Source organism: Enterobacter sp. B79-1 (assembly GCF_057444735.1).
Map to the genome: position 1 here is coordinate 102,500 of NZ_JBYAZJ010000002.1, position 14,750 is coordinate 117,249.

Below are 14,750 nucleotides of genomic sequence, written 5' to 3' on the forward strand. Positions count from 1 at the left end.
TAATAAGTGACGTCGCCGCCATTGTGAAATTATTCACCGGACATCATATTGGGTTGCCATGTGCGAAACTGCGCCAACGGCATAGGGCGGCTGATCCAGTATCCCTGCAGGAAGTTAACGCCATGCTCGCGCAGCCAGGCCGCCTGCTCGGGCGTTTCCACTCCTTCGGCGACGGTGGACATGTTCAGTCGCCTTGCGAGGGTCAATACGGCATCAAGTACGGGCGATGTAACGGTTTCGGTTCCAATGGCATTGACAAAACCCCGGTCGATCTTGATATAGTCCATTGTGAAATGCTCGAGATAAATCAGGGCACTGTGGCCGGTCCCGAAATCATCAATCGCGATTTCAAAGCCTTCATTGTGTAGCCATTCAAAAAGCTGGTTGGCCTCGCGCTGATTAATCATGTCGCGCTCGGTGATTTCCAGTACCGTCTGGAAATGATCGGGCGGCAGCGAGGCGTTGAAGCTTTGCATATCTTCTTTAAAACTCTCCGCATGCAAATGCCCTGGCGCAATGTTTATCCCCAGCTTGGCTCCCGCAGGCAATACGCTTTGTAATACCGGTGCGTCACGAATAATGAGATCAAAAAGATGCAGCGTCAGAGGAACAATCAGCTTTTGCGCTTCAGCAAAGTTAATAAACGCATCCGGTGGGATTTCGCCCATCGTCGGGTGCTTCCAGCGCATCAGCACTTCCACACCGCGCATTTTCAGCTCTTTAGCATCGACCACGGGCTGATACACCACATAGAACTGATTGTGCTTAATCGCGGTTAAAATTTCCTTACCCGGATTCAGACGTATGGTCAGGATATAAAAATTGAGCGTTCCGGCGGCTATGCCGCACACCAGCCCGAAGAAGAGGGCGAAGAGGATTTCCTCGCTGGTCCAGGCTTCGGCATAGATCTTGATGGTCAGCGGAATGTCTTTCAGCGTGGCGGTGCGGGCGGCGTGTTCATGGAGATCTTCCGCCTTAACCAGCGTGCTGGACATTGTCGACAACGCGTTGTCGCCAATAATGATGGCAATACCCGCGAACTCGTCCTGACGCGCGGCATAGAGCAGGTACGGTGTCAGATTGAGATTCACCGAGGTAAAGACGCCGCCGTCCTTAACCAACGGATTACGGTACCAGATGGCAATGGCCGGTTTATTCGGCAGCATGGGCGTGCCGGACAGCAGGGCAATATCGATCGGTTTGTTGATGTGCAGCTCGGGTATAAGCGCTTCCATCGGGGAATTCATTGGCCCTGTGGCGGAAGAGCAGAACGCTATTTTGTCTCTGACCAGCAGGAAGGCGCGCACATTAATACTGAAGGCAGCGCGTGAAGTCAGTTCAGCGTTAACCTCATGGCAATTGTTCAGCGTAAGCGGCTGGAGGAGATCGATAGACTCTTTTAGCTCCCCGAAGTAGCTCTCCATGTAGATGCTCACATCTTCAATCAGGGTATCGAATCTGACTTCCCGCTTGTGGTAACTCCAGAAAAACTGCAATGAGCCCAGGAGCAGGGCGACAAACAGCCCTGTGACAATACTGAGAAACAGTATCTTGCGATGACTGGAAAAGTAGCGGGTGAACATAGAGATCGTGATTCCTGAGTAGCCGCTGAATGTATTCAGTGTAACGGGCAAAAAAAAACACCGCCGAAGCAGTGCTTTTTTTTATTATATCGCCAGCCAAGGGATAACCAACGATACAATCATCATATTAACTGCGGGTCAATACACGGCGCGCTTCGTTGTAGCGCTTCTTCCAGTACGGTTCATTCATGCTGGAAATGGTCACACCGCTGCTGGTGGAAGCATGAACGAACTGGTCGTTGCCAATGTAGATACCAACATGTCGACCCGTAGAACCCGCACGGAACAGAACTAAATCACCGGTACGCAGTTTGGAACGTGAAATCGACTTGCCCGTCTCCTGCTGTTCATAGGTTGAACGCGGAAGATCTAACCCAAATTGTTCGCGGAAGGTTCGTTGTACGAAACTGGAACAATCAATGCCTTTTTTCGTGCTGCCGCCAAGACGATAACGCACGCCTTTCCAGTCAGCATACTGGTCCATAATACGGGACTTCACGTCCAGATTACGCACCATATTCTCAAATTCATCCTGAGAGGCTTGCAGTGACGAGGAATCTTCTGTTCCCACAACACGCGTCTCAGGATGCATATTCTTAGCGGTGTTCGATGTACTACATGCCGAAAGCAGAACCGCTACTGCTATCGCCGGGATCCCCCGCATGAAATATCTCAAAATCGGTTGAGATTTGACCATTTTGTTTATTTTCCCTTGAAGTCCTTAACGATAAATATCGTTATAAAAATGCCAAACGTGACGAGACTAATTAGCTGTTCACATTGAGACAATTCTTTCTGGTCAGATTTGTGGCGCAGTGCACAAATTTATTCACCATGATAATAATTATCTCAGTGGGGCAAAACGAGTTCGAGATTAACCGATTGCAAGGGGCATTGCGAGCAAAAAAGTCCGATTTTTTATAAGAAATTGTGATACCGAGAGTAAAAAAACGTAAATGCCCCAAAATGCCGTCAGAAGCGGCTCCAGCTCAGGCAATTGCTTCATTTTCAACATGAATGAGATGACAAGAATATGACGGCGCGGGGCAATTGAAGAGAGGGGACTATCAGGGAACGAAATGATCCCCGATAGTTTGCGTTAATTACGATGGGTTATTTGTTTAGAACTTGTTACTTATCGCCAGGCAGGTAACGATTAAAAATGGCTATTAATCGATCGCTTAACGGCGTCATCAGCACCCATGGCAAACCAATCAGAACCGCAGAGAGCGAACCCACAACAATATCCGTCAGCCAGTGAGCGCCGATCATGACGCGCGGGAAAGCAAACACCACCACAATTACCAGCGCCGTCGCAAAGGCTTTTTTGCCAAAATAGCGCAGCATGAATGCTGAAAAAATAAGCAGCATCATACCGTGATCGCCGGGGAAACTGTCCTTAGACGCATCTTTAGTCGGGATATGCAGTAATTCGCTGACGCGGTGAATATCCGGGAAATAGAGCGAAGGACTTGCGCGTTTTACCGGCATCAAATGTTGCGCCAGCTGGTTAATCACTACCGCAGTCAGCAGCATGACCAGGCCTGTGATCACAATGCGGCGACGTCCTGTTTTATCTTCTTTCAGCCAGAAAGAGAGCATCAGGCAGCCCATGGCCAGCAGTGAACAGCCGTCGAAGGCGCGATTGTTGGTAATCGCGACCAGCCACAGGAAGGTTTCACTCTTCACCAGCGCCTGGTTGAAGAAGTGGAAAATACCGGAATCCAGCGGGAACCAGAAACCATGGTTCACCGGCAGATACCAGGATAAAAAGAGTGCCAGACCGGCAGCATTCAGCAGCAGTATTAAGGGAAATCGAGTCGTCATAACGTTCAGCATCGTTTGAAATCTGGGGCAACGTTAGCCGTCGGAACTTAAACGAAGCTTCAACAGGTTGGTCTGCAGCGCGTTCCAGTCGGCGTTAACCGCACTAATTAACTCTATCCGGCTGTCCGGGGGGGCAACATTTTGCGTTTCGATAAAGAAATCTGCGCCCTGGCGATTGATGCGTACCAGCCCGTCCGGGGTTCGCATAATGCCTTTGACGCGATCGACCGGAGCAAGTCTGGCCCATTCCAGAATCCCGATGGTGTCGAAAACCGTATCGGCATCGAAGATCCATCCGCAAGCCTGGTAGCCCTGACCGCTATTGAGATTACGACGCCAGCGCTGATGTGCCGGCAGGCTCAGGGCAGCCAGACCCTGCTTCACCGCGTGGCTATGCGCGTGTTCCGCGCTGACGGGCAGTTCCGCCAGGTTCAGACGGGGGAGATCGAGCAGGGCATTGTCAATTTTGCCCTGAGTGGTGTGAACCCGTTGACGATCGCCGCCGAAATGTTGCCACCATGCATCGAACGCGGCCTGGCTTTCAGCCGTTGCACGATCCTCTTTATTCGCCACGATGATATCTGCCGCGGCGAGCTGATCGCGGAAGTTTTCATTGGCCACGGCCTTCTCGTCCAGAAGCAGGCGCGGATCCAGAAGACACAGCGTGGCGCGCAGGTCAATCCACGGCTCGTAAACCGGGGCGGTCAGCAAATCGAGGATCTGCTTAGGGTGGCCCAGCCCGGTCGGCTCTATCAGCAGACGGTCCGGTTTACCCTGGCGCAGCAGCGTGTTCAGCCCGACCTGCATGGGTAAACCATTCACGCAACACATACAGCCGCCCGGGATCTCTTTGATCATTGCCCCGCTGTCAGACAGCAATGCGCCATCGATGCCCACTTCGCCGAATTCGTTGACCAGTACGGCCCACTTTTCTGCCGGATCTTTATTCGCGAGCAGGTGCAAAATTGAGGTGGTTTTTCCGCTGCCGAGAAAACCGGTGATGAGGTTGGTTTTGGTCACATGCGCTCCCATGACTGACTGTGATGCTATAACAATTAGTCATCATCTTGGCGAAAAAAAAGCGTCATGAGAAGGGGGAAGGGCGAACGGAGAGGTTTTCCGTTCGCCTTAAGGGCAAGAATGGTTAAATTTTTAACGTTTCAATAACAGCCTGACGCGCACCGTAGCGGGTGAGGCGCTGATAGGCTTCGTTTACCGCATCTACAAAGACGCTGTTATGAGGCAGATCCTGTCCAAAGACTTCGCTCAGCGTCAGCAGGGCGTTCACGCGCTCCGCTTCACTGCTGGCCTTGACGATTGACTGGATTTTATCACTAAGCGGGTCGCGAACATCAATCGCGTCTCCGCGCTCATCCGTGCCGCTGACGTAGCGGATCCAGCCTGCAACCCCCAGCGCCAGCAGCGGCCAAGCGCTGTTACGTTCGAGATGGACACGGATCCCATCCAGCATGCGCTGAGGTAGCTTCTGGCTGCCGTCCATCGCGATTTGCCAGGTTCGATGCTGCAATGCGGGATTGGCAAAACGGTCGATCAGGCTGTCGGCATAGGCCGTGAGATCCACGTCTGTGATGCGCAAAGTGGGAGCCTGCTCGTTCAGCATTACGCGGCGGGCGGCTTCGCGGAAGCTCGCGTCCTCCATGCATTCATTGATATGCGCGTATCCGGCGAGGTATCCCAGATAAGCCAGAAAAGAGTGGCTACCGTTAAGCATCCGCAACTTCATTTGTTCCCACGGTAGAACATCCTTCACCATCTGCACGCCTGCAGCTTCCCACTCAGGGCGTCCGGCGACAAAGTTATCTTCGACCACCCACTGGATAAACGGCTCGCAGCTGATGGCGCAGGGATCTTCAACGCCAAGTTCCTGCGTGATTTCCGCAAGCGAGGTCTCCGTTGCGGCGGGGACAATTCTGTCGACCATCGTGCCCGGGAAACTCACGTGAGCATCAATCCACCCGGCCAGCTCAGCAGAACGTTTTTGCGCCATCCCGAGCACGGCATTTTTTACGACGTGGCCGTTGTCCGGGATATTGTCGCAGGAGAGAACGGTAAACGGCGGCAGGCCGCGCTCGCGACGGCGGTGAAGGGCTTCGACCAGGATCCCCGGCGCGGAATGCGGCTCGGTCGGGTTTTCCAGATCGTGCAGGATGCGGGTATTGTGCATATCCAGCTTGCCGGTCGCCGGATCGATGCAATAGCCTTTTTCCGTGATGGTGAGGGAGACAATCGCAACCTGCGGTTCGCAAAATTTCTCAATAATGGCCGCCAGCGAATCGAGTTTGGCATTCAGACATTCATGTACCGCGCCGACAACAATAGCCTGGTTCCCCTCCGCACCTTTCTCCAGCACGGTAAAGAGATGATCCTGCGCGCGCAGCTGGCTCATCAGCACATCACCGCTGAAGAGGCTAATTTCACAAATACCCCAGTCGCCTCCTTTCTCATTCAGCACCCGGTTTGTTAACAACGCCTGATGCGCGCGGTGAAATGCGCCGAAGCCAAAATGGACAATGCGCGAGCGTAATTGCTGGCGATCGTAGCGAGGCTGCTGCACGCGGGCAGGAAGCGAGGTGGAAGCAATTGTCTTCATGAAATACACACCTGATTAACCATTAATTAACAATGGTAGTGTAAAGTTATATGACAACAAATTGAATTGGTAAGCCGTAAATATCCCCGTTCTGTGAGTTTGATCAATCAATGTGTGGCGCTGTGTTGACCCTTCGCGGTAAACATGTATGGTAGTCGTCATTGCAGTAAACCATATTGGTATAACAACTTGAGAGGGTGAGGCAATGGAACAAACCTGGCGTTGGTACGGGCCGAACGATCCGGTTTCTCTTGATGATGTACGTCAGGCTGGCGCGACAGGCGTTGTCACGGCACTGCATCATATTCCTAACGGGCAAGTGTGGCCGGTTGAGGAAATTCAAAAGCGTCAGGCGTTGCTGGCGGAGAAGGGGTTAACCTGGTCAGTCGTGGAAAGTATTCCGGTCCACGAGGATATCAAAACCCATTCGGGTGAATACCAGACCTGGATTGCCAACTATCAGCAGAGTATCCGTAATCTGGCGGCCTGCGGCATTGATACGGTCTGCTATAACTTTATGCCGATTCTGGACTGGACGCGTACCGATCTTGAATATCAGATGGCGGATGGTTCAAAAGCGCTGCGTTTCGACCAGATCGCGTTTGCGGCGTTTGAACTGCACATTCTGAAGCGTCCGGGTGCTGAAGCGGATTACACCGCAGAAGAGCAGCAGCAGGCGCTCGCGTGGTTCCACGCGGCAAGTGAAGCGGATATTGAAAAGCTGACCCGCAACATCATTGCCGGGCTGCCGGGTGCTGAAGAAGGCTACACGCTGGACCAGTTCCGCGCGCGTCTGGCGGAATACGGTGATATCGATAAGAACCAGCTGCGCGAAAACATGGCGTACTTCCTGCGCGCGATAGTACCTGTGGCAGAAGAGTCCGGCGTGCGTCTTGCTGTTCATCCGGACGATCCTCCGCGTCCTATCCTCGGCCTGCCGCGTATCGTGTCGACGATTGAAGATATGCAGTGGCTGAAAGAGACGGTAGACAGTATCTATAACGGCTTTACGATGTGTACCGGTTCTTACGGCGTGCGTGCGGATAATGACCTGGTACGGATGATTGAAACCTTTGGCGATCGTATTCACTTCACGCATTTGCGTGCAACCTGCCGCGAAGAGAACCCAAAAACCTTCCACGAAGCCGCGCACCTGAACGGTGACGTGAATATGGTGGCGGTGGTGGACGCCATTCTGGCGGAAGAAGTGCGCCGTAAGCACGCGGGCGATGTGCGTCCCATTCCGTTCCGTCCGGATCACGGACACCAGATGCTGGACGATCTGCGTAAGAAAACCAACCCAGGCTATTCGGCGATTGGTCGCCTGAAAGGGATGGCAGAAGTGCGCGGCGTTGAGCTGGCGCTGAAGATGACGAAGTATCCGGAGCTTCTGTAAGCTCTGTTGTCCGGTGGCGCTGAGCTTACCGGGCCTACAATAAAAAACCGGCCTGAGAGCCGGTTTTTGTGTTTTTGTTGGTCGGGTAAGGCGAAGCCGCCACCCGACAAACGCCGCAATCAGTCAGCGCGACCCATATAGCGTTTTTCTTCGATATGGATGCGGATCTTCTCGCCAGCAGACAGGTATTCTGGCACCTGCACAACCAGACCGGTAGTCAGGGTAGCCGGTTTGTTACGCGCACTGGCTGACGCGCCTTTGATGCCCGGTGCGGTTTCCACGATTTCCAGATCCACTGTCTGAGGCAGCTCCAGCGCCAGCAGCACGCCGTCCCAGGTCAGCACCTGCATATCCGGCATACCGCCTTCAGGGATAAACAGCAGCTCTTCTTCGATCTGATCTTTAGTGAAGATGTACGGGGTGTAATCTTCTTTGTCCATGAACACGTATTCGTTGCCGTCGATGTAGGAGAAATCAACATAGCGACGGGTCAGGGTCACGGTATCGACGATATCGTCACCTTTAAAGCGTTCTTCCACTTTGAGGCCGGTACGCACATCGGCGAAACGCATTTTATACAGCGTCGCTGCACCACGGGCGCTAGGTGCCTGAATATCGATATCTTTCACAATCAGCAGTTTGCCGTTGTAATTCAGTACCATACCTTTCTTAATTTCGTTCGCTCTTGGCATTGCAGTAATCCTGTTTACGGGAGGTAAAAAATATCGCGCCAAATTACTCGCGCGCGGCCTTTCAGGCAAGCGGAATTCGTGGCTTTTGCTATCAATACAAAAAAGGTGTTACTGTGCGCCCAATGCCCGACTGCGCGGGCGTTCATCACTGACTGAGAGCATTTATGGATTGTCGTTCAGATTGTGGCGCGTGCTGTACTGCACCGTCCATTTCAAGCCCCATTCCAGGAATGCCAGAGGGCAAGCCTGCCAATACCCGCTGCGTTCAGCTTTCTGACGCTAATCTCTGTATGATCTTTGGGTCGCCCCTGCGCCCGAAGGTGTGCTCCGGGCTTCAGCCTTCCGCGGACATGTGCGGCAGTACGCGAGCGCAGGCGATGACGTACCTGCTTGAGCTGGAAGCGCTCACCGCGCCCTAAACGTCTTTGATCCGCGTCAGACAGGTTATCGTCAGAACGCACATTACCAGGGCAATCCAGAATACCGTGTGGTAGTTCCAGATCTCCGCCACGACACCGGCCATCGAGCCCGCAATAATCCAGCCCACGCGGGTGGTATTAGTATAAAGGGTGGTGGCAGAGCCTGCCTGACCCGGCATTAAATCCTGGAAGTAGAGCATGCCAATCCCGGCGAGAATGCCGATATAGATGGCGTTCAGCAGCTGTAAAGCCAGCAGCAGCGCGGGCGTATGCACCGTCAGCATCCCGACATAGAACAGCAGCCCGGCGACCGCCGCGATGCGCATCAAAAAACGTTTCCCAAAGCGCTTTGCGTAATAGCCAGCAATCAGCATGGTCGGGATCTCAAGGCCAGCGGCCGTCCCCATCATGATGCCCGCCAGCTTCTCCGGCAGGTGCAGTTCATCAATAATAAACAGCGGCATGTTGATGATATAAAGGCTGTTGGTGCCCCACATCAGCGTACAGATAATAAAGAGGAGCAAGGCATCGCGGCGGTTACGACGCGGTGCTTCCAGCGTGCCTGTCGCCAGTTTCGGCTCTTTACGCATTGAGGGCAGGAAGAACCACACCATTGTGCCGCACACAACAAAGGCCACCGCCGCACTCAGGTACATCACCGTAAAGCCAAAGCCCATCGCCAGCGCGTATGCCAGCGGCGGACCAATAACCCATGCCAGCGATACCTGAGCGCGCAGGATTGAACTGAACATCACCGCCTCGCGTCCGGTGTGGTCGGCATGCTCACGGGCAAGGGCAAACATCTGCGGGTTGGCGGTAGAGCCAAAACTGCTCAGAAATACCCCAACAAACAGCAAAATGAAATAGTTACGGTTCCATGCAAACAGCACGCAGGCGAATACCCCCAGCAGGCAACAAAAGACAATCAGGCTTTTGCGATCGCCCTTTCTGTCGGAACGTCCTGCCAGAAACTGGCTAACCAGGATGCCGATGATGGCGCTGCCGGTAAAGAAGAAGCCGACCATCGCCGGACGGACGTGGACTTCATTGGTCAGAAATAAACTCAGCGTGGGCGTTTGTAAGGCCCCGGCGATCCCGGTAAGGAAAGCAACGATCAAAAACGCCGTTGACGTCAAATCAAGGGGCTTTGGTGAGGCGGCAGCGGGGGTGTTATGCATGTTTTCGTATCAGGATCAGCGTGGGTCAGAAAGACGCGGAGTTTACGCCGCCAGTCATTAAATAAACAGAGGGTGCGGTCACTTTTGCTACAAAAAATCAAAATGGCATTTCAATTTGAAAATGGTTGCTGAACTTAGCTGAAACTGGCGTGCTGAACGTCAGCAATATTCAGCTGAAGAAAGGAGAAATGTGCTGTAACTCTAAATTCTGAACAGCCAAATGTAACTTTCCTTGCAACGCTATACAGAAAGAGCAAGACTTTTTGAAACGTTTCAGCGCTATCTTGTTTTAACTGACGGAGCAGGTTAGCGCATTTTTTCTCATTAAGGCTGAAACGATTCAAGTTCAGCAGGAGAGGAGAACCATGTTCCAGTTATCTGTTCAGGATATTCACCCGGGCGCACAGGCCGGGACGAAAGAAGAGGCTATTCGCCAGGTTGCCGCTGCCCTCGTGCAGGCAGGTAACGTGGCAGAGGGTTACGTTAACGGCATGCTGGCCCGCGAGCAGCAGACCTCAACGTTCCTCGGCAATGGCATCGCTATTCCACACGGCACCACCGACACCCGCGACCAGGTGCTGAAAACGGGCGTGCAGGTTTATCAGTTCCCGCAGGGCGTGCTCTGGGGTGACGGTCAGGTGGCTTATGTGGCTATCGGTATCGCGGCCAGCAGCGACGAACACCTGGGCCTGCTGCGCCAGCTGACGCACGTGCTGAGCGATGACTCGGTGGCGGAACAGCTGAAGTCTGTCACCACGGCTGAAGAGCTGCGCGCCTTGCTGATGGGTGAAAAACAGAGCGAAGCGCTGAAACTGGATAATGAAACCCTGACGCTGGATGTTGCAGCCTCTGACCTGGTGACCCTGCAAGCGCTGAATGCGGGTCGCCTGAAGGAAGCCGGTGCGGCCGATGCGACATTCGTTACGCGCGCTATCAATGATAAGCCGCTGAATCTGGGCCAGGGTGTCTGGCTGAACGACAGTGCTGAAGGTAACCTGCGCAGCGCAATTGCTGTCAGCCGCGCCGCTACTGCGTTTGACGTAGATAGCGAGCGCGCCGCGATGCTGGTCACCGTGGCAATGGTCGATGACCAGCCGGTTGCGGTACTGAAGCGCCTGAGCGATCTGCTGCTGAACAACAAAGCTGAAAAACTGCTGAACGCTGATGCAGCCACCGTACTTGCGCTGCTGACCAGCGACGATGCGCTGACCGAGGACGTGCTGAACGCAGAGTTCGTGGTGCGTAATGAACACGGCCTGCACGCTCGTCCGGGCACCATGCTGGTGAACACCATTAAACAATTTGAAAGCGAGATTACCGTGACCAACCTGGATGGCTCAGGCAAACCGGCGAATGGCCGTAGCCTGATGAAAGTTGTCGCGCTGGGCGTGAAGAAAGGCCACCGTCTGCGATTCACCGCACAGGGTGCCGATGCTGAACAGGCGCTGAAAGCGATTGGCGATGCCATCGCGGCAGGTCTGGGGGAGGGCGCATAATGAGCAGACGTGTTGCGACTATTACGCTGAACCCGGCTTACGACCTGGTGGGCTTTTGCCCGGAAATTGAACGCGGTGAAGTGAACCTCGTGCGTACCACCGGCCTGCATGCGGCGGGTAAAGGGATTAACGTCGCGAAAGTACTCAAAGACCTCGGTATCGACGTCACCGTCGGCGGCTTCCTTGGAAAAGATAACCAGGACGGTTTCCAGCAGCTGTTCAGCGAGCTGGGCATTGCCAACCGTTTCCAGGTCGTTCAGGGCCGTACCCGCATCAACGTTAAGCTGACGGAGAAAGACGGCGAAGTCACCGATCTCAACTTCTCTGGCTTCGAAGTGACGCCTGCTGACTGGGAACGCTTTGTCACTGACTCCCTGACCTGGCTTGGCCAGTTCGACATGGTGTGCGTCAGCGGCAGCCTGCCGTCCGGCGTGAGCCCGGAAGCCTTCACCGACTGGATGACGCGCCTGCGCAGCCAGTGCCCGTGCATTATTTTTGACAGCAGCCGCGATGCGCTGGTGGCGGGTCTGAAAGCCTCTCCGTGGCTGGTGAAACCAAATCGTCGCGAACTGGAGATCTGGGCAGGCCGTAAGCTGCCAGAATTAAAGGATGTGATTGAAGCTGCCCATGCGCTGCGCGAGCAGGGTATCGCTCACGTGGTGATTTCGCTGGGTGCAGAAGGGGCGTTGTGGGTTAACGCTTCAGGTGAATGGATTGCCAAACCGCCGTCAATGGAAGTCGTGAGTACCGTTGGCGCGGGGGATTCCATGGTTGGTGGCCTGATCTACGGTCTGCTGATGCGTGAATCCAGTGAACATACGTTACGTCTTGCCACCGCCGTTGCTGCCCTGGCCGTGAGCCAGAGCAATGTCGGTATTACCGATCGTACCCAGTTAGCCGCGATGATGGCGCGCGTTGACTTAAAACCTTTTAACTAACAGCAGGAGAGGAATAATGAAAACGCTGCTGATCATTGACTCCGGTCTCGGACAGGCTCGCGCCTACATGGCGAAGACCCTGCTGGGCGCGGCGGCACAAAAAGCACACCTGGACATCATTGATAACCCGGGCGATGCCGAACTGGCGATTGTCCTGGGCGATAAAATCCCCGCAGACAGCGCGCTGAACGGCAAAAAAGTGTGGCTGGGCGATATTAATCGCGCGGTGGCACATCCTGAGCTGTTCCTGAGCGAAGCGAAAGGTCACGCCACTGTGTACAGTGCGCCTGTGGCGGCGGCCCCGGCTGCGGCTACCGGTCCGAAACGCGTTGTCGCGGTTACGGCCTGTCCGACAGGCGTGGCGCACACCTTTATGGCGGCTGAAGCCATTGAAACCGAAGCGAAAAAACGCGGCTGGTGGGTGAAAGTTGAAACGCGCGGCTCGGTTGGCGCGGGCAATGCGATTACCCCTGAAGAAGTGGCGGAAGCCGATCTGGTGATCGTGGCGGCGGATATCGAAGTGGATCTGGCGAAATTTGCCGGTAAGCCAATGTACCGCACCTCTACCGGCCTGGCGCTGAAAAAGACCGCTCAGGAATTTGATAAGGCGCTGGTGGAAGCCAGGCCGTATCAGGCGACCGGTGCAGCGAAAACCCCGACCGAAGGGAAAAAAGAGTCTGCTGGCGCATATCGCCACCTGCTGACCGGCGTGTCCTACATGCTGCCGATGGTGGTGGCTGGCGGTCTGTGTATCGCGCTCTCCTTCGCGTTTGGTATTACCGCGTTTAAAGAAGAAGGTACGCTGGCGGCTGCGCTGATGCAGATCGGCGGCGGCTCCGCGTTCGCATTGATGGTACCGGTACTGGCAGGTTTTATCGCCTTCTCCATTGCTGACCGTCCGGGTCTGACGCCGGGTCTTATCGGCGGTATGCTGGCGGTGAGCACCGGTTCTGGCTTTATCGGCGGTATCATTGCCGGTTTCCTGGCGGGTTACGTCGCGAAGCTCATCAGTTCTAAGCTGAAGCTGCCGCAGAGTATGGAAGCGCTGAAGCCGATCCTGATTATCCCGCTGATCTCCAGCCTGGTAGTCGGTCTGGCGATGATTTACCTGATTGGTAAGCCGGTTGCGGGCATTCTGGCGGGTCTGACCCACTGGCTGCAAACCATGGGCACCGCTAACGCGGTTCTGCTGGGCGCAATCCTCGGCGGCATGATGTGTACCGACATGGGTGGCCCGGTGAACAAAGCGGCGTACGCCTTTGGCGTTGGCCTGCTGAGTACCCAGACCTACGCGCCGATGGCGGCGATCATGGCGGCAGGTATGGTGCCACCGCTGGCGCTCGGTCTGGCAACGATCGTTGCCCGTCGTAAGTTCGATAAAGCGCAGCAGGAAGGCGGCAAAGCGGCGCTGGTTCTTGGCCTCTGCTTCATTACCGAAGGCGCGATTCCGTTCGCAGCACGTGACCCAATGCGCGTTCTGCCATGCTGTATCGTCGGTGGCGCGGTAACGGGTGCAATCTCTATGGCGATTGGCGCTAAGCTGATGGCACCACACGGTGGTCTGTTCGTGCTGCTGATCCCAGGCGCAATCACTCCGGTACTGGGCTATCTGCTGGCGATTATTGCCGGTACGCTGGTGGCGGGGCTGTCTTATGCGGTGCTGAAGCGTCCGGAAGCGGAAGTTGTGGCAAAAGCAGCGTAAGCGATAAACAACAAAAAAGCCGGGTCGCATTACGCACCCGGCTTTTTTTATGCCGCCTGTTCAGCGGTTTGCTGCGCCTTCAGCCAGGCAATCTCTTCCGCCCAGATATCCGGGTTAATGGTTTCGAGCACCATCGGAATACCGTCGAAGCGGGCGTCCTGCATAATAAAGCGGAACGCATCATGGCCGATGTTGCCTTCGCCCAGGCTGTGGTGGCGGTCAACGCGGCTGCCGAACGCACTTTTTGCATCGTTCAGGTGCATGCCGCGCAGGTACTGAAAGCCCACGATGCGCTCGAACTCTTCGAAGGTGTTTTTCGTTGCCTCGGTGGTGCGCAGGTCATACCCGGCCGCAAACGCGTGGCAGGTATCAATGCACACGCCGACGCGGGATTTATCTTCCACGCCGTCAATAATGGCCGCCAGATGTTCGAACCTAAAGCCGAGGTTGCTGCCCTGACCGGCGGTGTTCTCAATCACCGCGGTGACGCCTTGGGTCTTGTCCAGCGTCATGTTGATGGACTCGGCAATGCGCGCCAGACAGGCATCTTCGTCAATCTGCATCAAATGGCTGCCGGGATGGAAGTTCAGCAGCGTCAGCCCCAGCTGTTCGCAGCGCTGCACTTCATCAAGAAACGCCTCGCGTGATTTATCCAGCGCTTCCTGAACCGGGTGCCCGAGGTTAATCAGGTAGCTGTCGTGGGGAAGGATTTGGCCAGGCCCGTAGTGGTATTTCTCACAGGCGGCTTTGAAATCATCAATCACGTCTGTAGTGAGTGGGGCGGCGCGCCACTGGCGCTGGTTCTTGGTGAACAGGGCGAAAGCGGTTGCCTCGATTTCGGCGGCGCGAATGGCGGCATTCGCAAGGCCACCGGCGGCGCTAACGTGCGCTCCAACGTATTTCATAAA

The 14,750-nt window shown here is 54.9% G+C and carries 13 protein-coding genes; 5 read left to right on the top strand and 8 right to left on the bottom strand.

Features of this window, described 5'->3' with window-relative positions; all coding sequences use genetic code 11:
- Positions 1-29 precede the first annotated feature (29 nt).
- From AC2T6E_RS08330 to AC2T6E_RS08350, 5 genes are all read right to left on the bottom strand, one after another.
- Positions 30-1,583, bottom strand: coding sequence for a cyclic di-GMP phosphodiesterase (locus AC2T6E_RS08330; RefSeq protein WP_108416611.1), 1,554 nt, complete (start codon positions 1,581-1,583; stop codon positions 30-32).
- A gap of 127 nt (positions 1,584-1,710) precedes the next feature.
- Entirely contained in the window at positions 1,711-2,280 is a 570-nt protein-coding gene (gene mepS, locus AC2T6E_RS08335; protein ID WP_010433488.1) for a bifunctional murein DD-endopeptidase/murein LD-carboxypeptidase, read from the bottom strand.
- 434 nt (positions 2,281-2,714) lie between these two features.
- Complete coding sequence (locus tag AC2T6E_RS08340; protein WP_089597986.1) at positions 2,715-3,410, bottom strand: phosphatase PAP2 family protein; 696 nt, start codon at positions 3,408-3,410, stop codon at positions 2,715-2,717.
- A 33-nt stretch (positions 3,411-3,443) separates the two neighbouring features.
- Positions 3,444-4,430 carry a CobW family GTP-binding protein gene (locus tag AC2T6E_RS08345; RefSeq protein ID WP_174339860.1) on the bottom strand — a complete coding sequence of 329 codons (987 nt, stop codon included), beginning with the start codon at positions 4,428-4,430 and terminating at the stop codon, positions 3,444-3,446.
- Between the two features lie 124 nt (positions 4,431-4,554).
- Positions 4,555-6,021: a mannitol dehydrogenase family protein gene (locus AC2T6E_RS08350; RefSeq protein WP_182400989.1), complete on the bottom strand. Its 1,467-nt coding sequence runs from the start codon at positions 6,019-6,021 to the stop codon at positions 4,555-4,557.
- A gap of 205 nt (positions 6,022-6,226) precedes the next feature.
- Between AC2T6E_RS08350 and uxuA the strand changes: the two genes are divergently transcribed.
- Positions 6,227-7,417, top strand: coding sequence for a mannonate dehydratase (gene uxuA, locus AC2T6E_RS08355; protein WP_042715826.1), 1,191 nt, complete (start codon positions 6,227-6,229; stop codon positions 7,415-7,417).
- A 119-nt stretch (positions 7,418-7,536) separates the two neighbouring features.
- On the opposite strand, the gene yeiP is transcribed toward uxuA, so the two are convergent.
- Complete coding sequence (gene yeiP / locus AC2T6E_RS08360; protein WP_008500940.1) at positions 7,537-8,109, bottom strand: elongation factor P-like protein YeiP; 573 nt, start codon at positions 8,107-8,109, stop codon at positions 7,537-7,539.
- A 164-nt stretch (positions 8,110-8,273) separates the two neighbouring features.
- Between yeiP and AC2T6E_RS08365 the strand changes: the two genes are divergently transcribed.
- Positions 8,274-8,528: a YkgJ family cysteine cluster protein gene (locus AC2T6E_RS08365; protein ID WP_108416608.1), complete on the top strand. Its 255-nt coding sequence runs from the start codon at positions 8,274-8,276 to the stop codon at positions 8,526-8,528.
- On the opposite strand, the gene setB is transcribed toward AC2T6E_RS08365, so the two are convergent.
- A complete protein-coding gene (gene setB, locus AC2T6E_RS08370; RefSeq protein ID WP_260662352.1) occupies positions 8,525-9,706 on the bottom strand; it encodes a sugar efflux transporter SetB in 1,182 nt (393 codons plus the stop codon). The two genes, AC2T6E_RS08365 and setB, sit on opposite strands and share 4 nt — an antisense overlap.
- Positions 9,707-10,071: 365 nt before the next feature.
- On the opposite strand from setB, the gene fruB reads away from it, so the two are divergent.
- From fruB to fruA, 3 genes are read left to right on the top strand one after another with little or no spacing between them, the layout of a single operon-like run.
- Positions 10,072-11,202, top strand: a complete 1,131-nt coding sequence (gene fruB / locus AC2T6E_RS08375) for a fused PTS fructose transporter subunit IIA/HPr protein (RefSeq protein WP_431642367.1) — start codon at positions 10,072-10,074, stop codon at positions 11,200-11,202.
- The gene (fruK, locus tag AC2T6E_RS08380; RefSeq protein ID WP_010433510.1) at positions 11,202-12,140 is read left to right on the top strand and encodes a 1-phosphofructokinase; all 939 of its coding nucleotides are present in this window, start codon (positions 11,202-11,204) and stop codon (positions 12,138-12,140) included. The genes fruB and fruK overlap by 1 nt, the downstream gene beginning before the upstream one ends.
- Positions 12,141-12,156: 16 nt before the next feature.
- Positions 12,157-13,842, top strand: coding sequence for a PTS fructose transporter subunit IIBC (fruA, locus tag AC2T6E_RS08385; protein WP_108416605.1), 1,686 nt, complete (start codon positions 12,157-12,159; stop codon positions 13,840-13,842).
- A 47-nt stretch (positions 13,843-13,889) separates the two neighbouring features.
- Here the strand turns inward: fruA and nfo are convergent, their stop codons facing one another.
- Positions 13,890-14,747 carry a deoxyribonuclease IV gene (nfo, locus tag AC2T6E_RS08390; protein ID WP_431642366.1) on the bottom strand — a complete coding sequence of 286 codons (858 nt, stop codon included), beginning with the start codon at positions 14,745-14,747 and terminating at the stop codon, positions 13,890-13,892.
- Positions 14,748-14,750: the final 3 nt, after the last annotated feature.

Coding starts and splice junctions, on each gene's coding strand:
- AC2T6E_RS08330 (WP_108416611.1), bottom strand. CDS start 1,583: ATGTTCACCCGCTACTTTTCCAGTCATCGCAAGATACTGTTTCTCAGT.
- nfo (WP_431642366.1), bottom strand. CDS start 14,747: ATGAAATACGTTGGAGCGCACGTTAGCGCCGCCGGTGGCCTTGCGAAT.
- fruA (WP_108416605.1), top strand. CDS start 12,157: ATGAAAACGCTGCTGATCATTGACTCCGGTCTCGGACAGGCTCGCGCC.
- AC2T6E_RS08350 (WP_182400989.1), bottom strand. CDS start 6,021: ATGAAGACAATTGCTTCCACCTCGCTTCCTGCCCGCGTGCAGCAGCCT.
- fruB (WP_431642367.1), top strand. CDS start 10,072: ATGTTCCAGTTATCTGTTCAGGATATTCACCCGGGCGCACAGGCCGGG.
- fruK (WP_010433510.1), top strand. CDS start 11,202: ATGAGCAGACGTGTTGCGACTATTACGCTGAACCCGGCTTACGACCTG.
- yeiP (WP_008500940.1), bottom strand. CDS start 8,109: ATGCCAAGAGCGAACGAAATTAAGAAAGGTATGGTACTGAATTACAAC.
- uxuA (WP_042715826.1), top strand. CDS start 6,227: ATGGAACAAACCTGGCGTTGGTACGGGCCGAACGATCCGGTTTCTCTT.
- setB (WP_260662352.1), bottom strand. CDS start 9,706: ATGCATAACACCCCCGCTGCCGCCTCACCAAAGCCCCTTGATTTGACG.
- AC2T6E_RS08340 (WP_089597986.1), bottom strand. CDS start 3,410: ATGACGACTCGATTTCCCTTAATACTGCTGCTGAATGCTGCCGGTCTG.
- AC2T6E_RS08365 (WP_108416608.1), top strand. CDS start 8,274: ATGGATTGTCGTTCAGATTGTGGCGCGTGCTGTACTGCACCGTCCATT.
- mepS (WP_010433488.1), bottom strand. CDS start 2,280: ATGGTCAAATCTCAACCGATTTTGAGATATTTCATGCGGGGGATCCCG.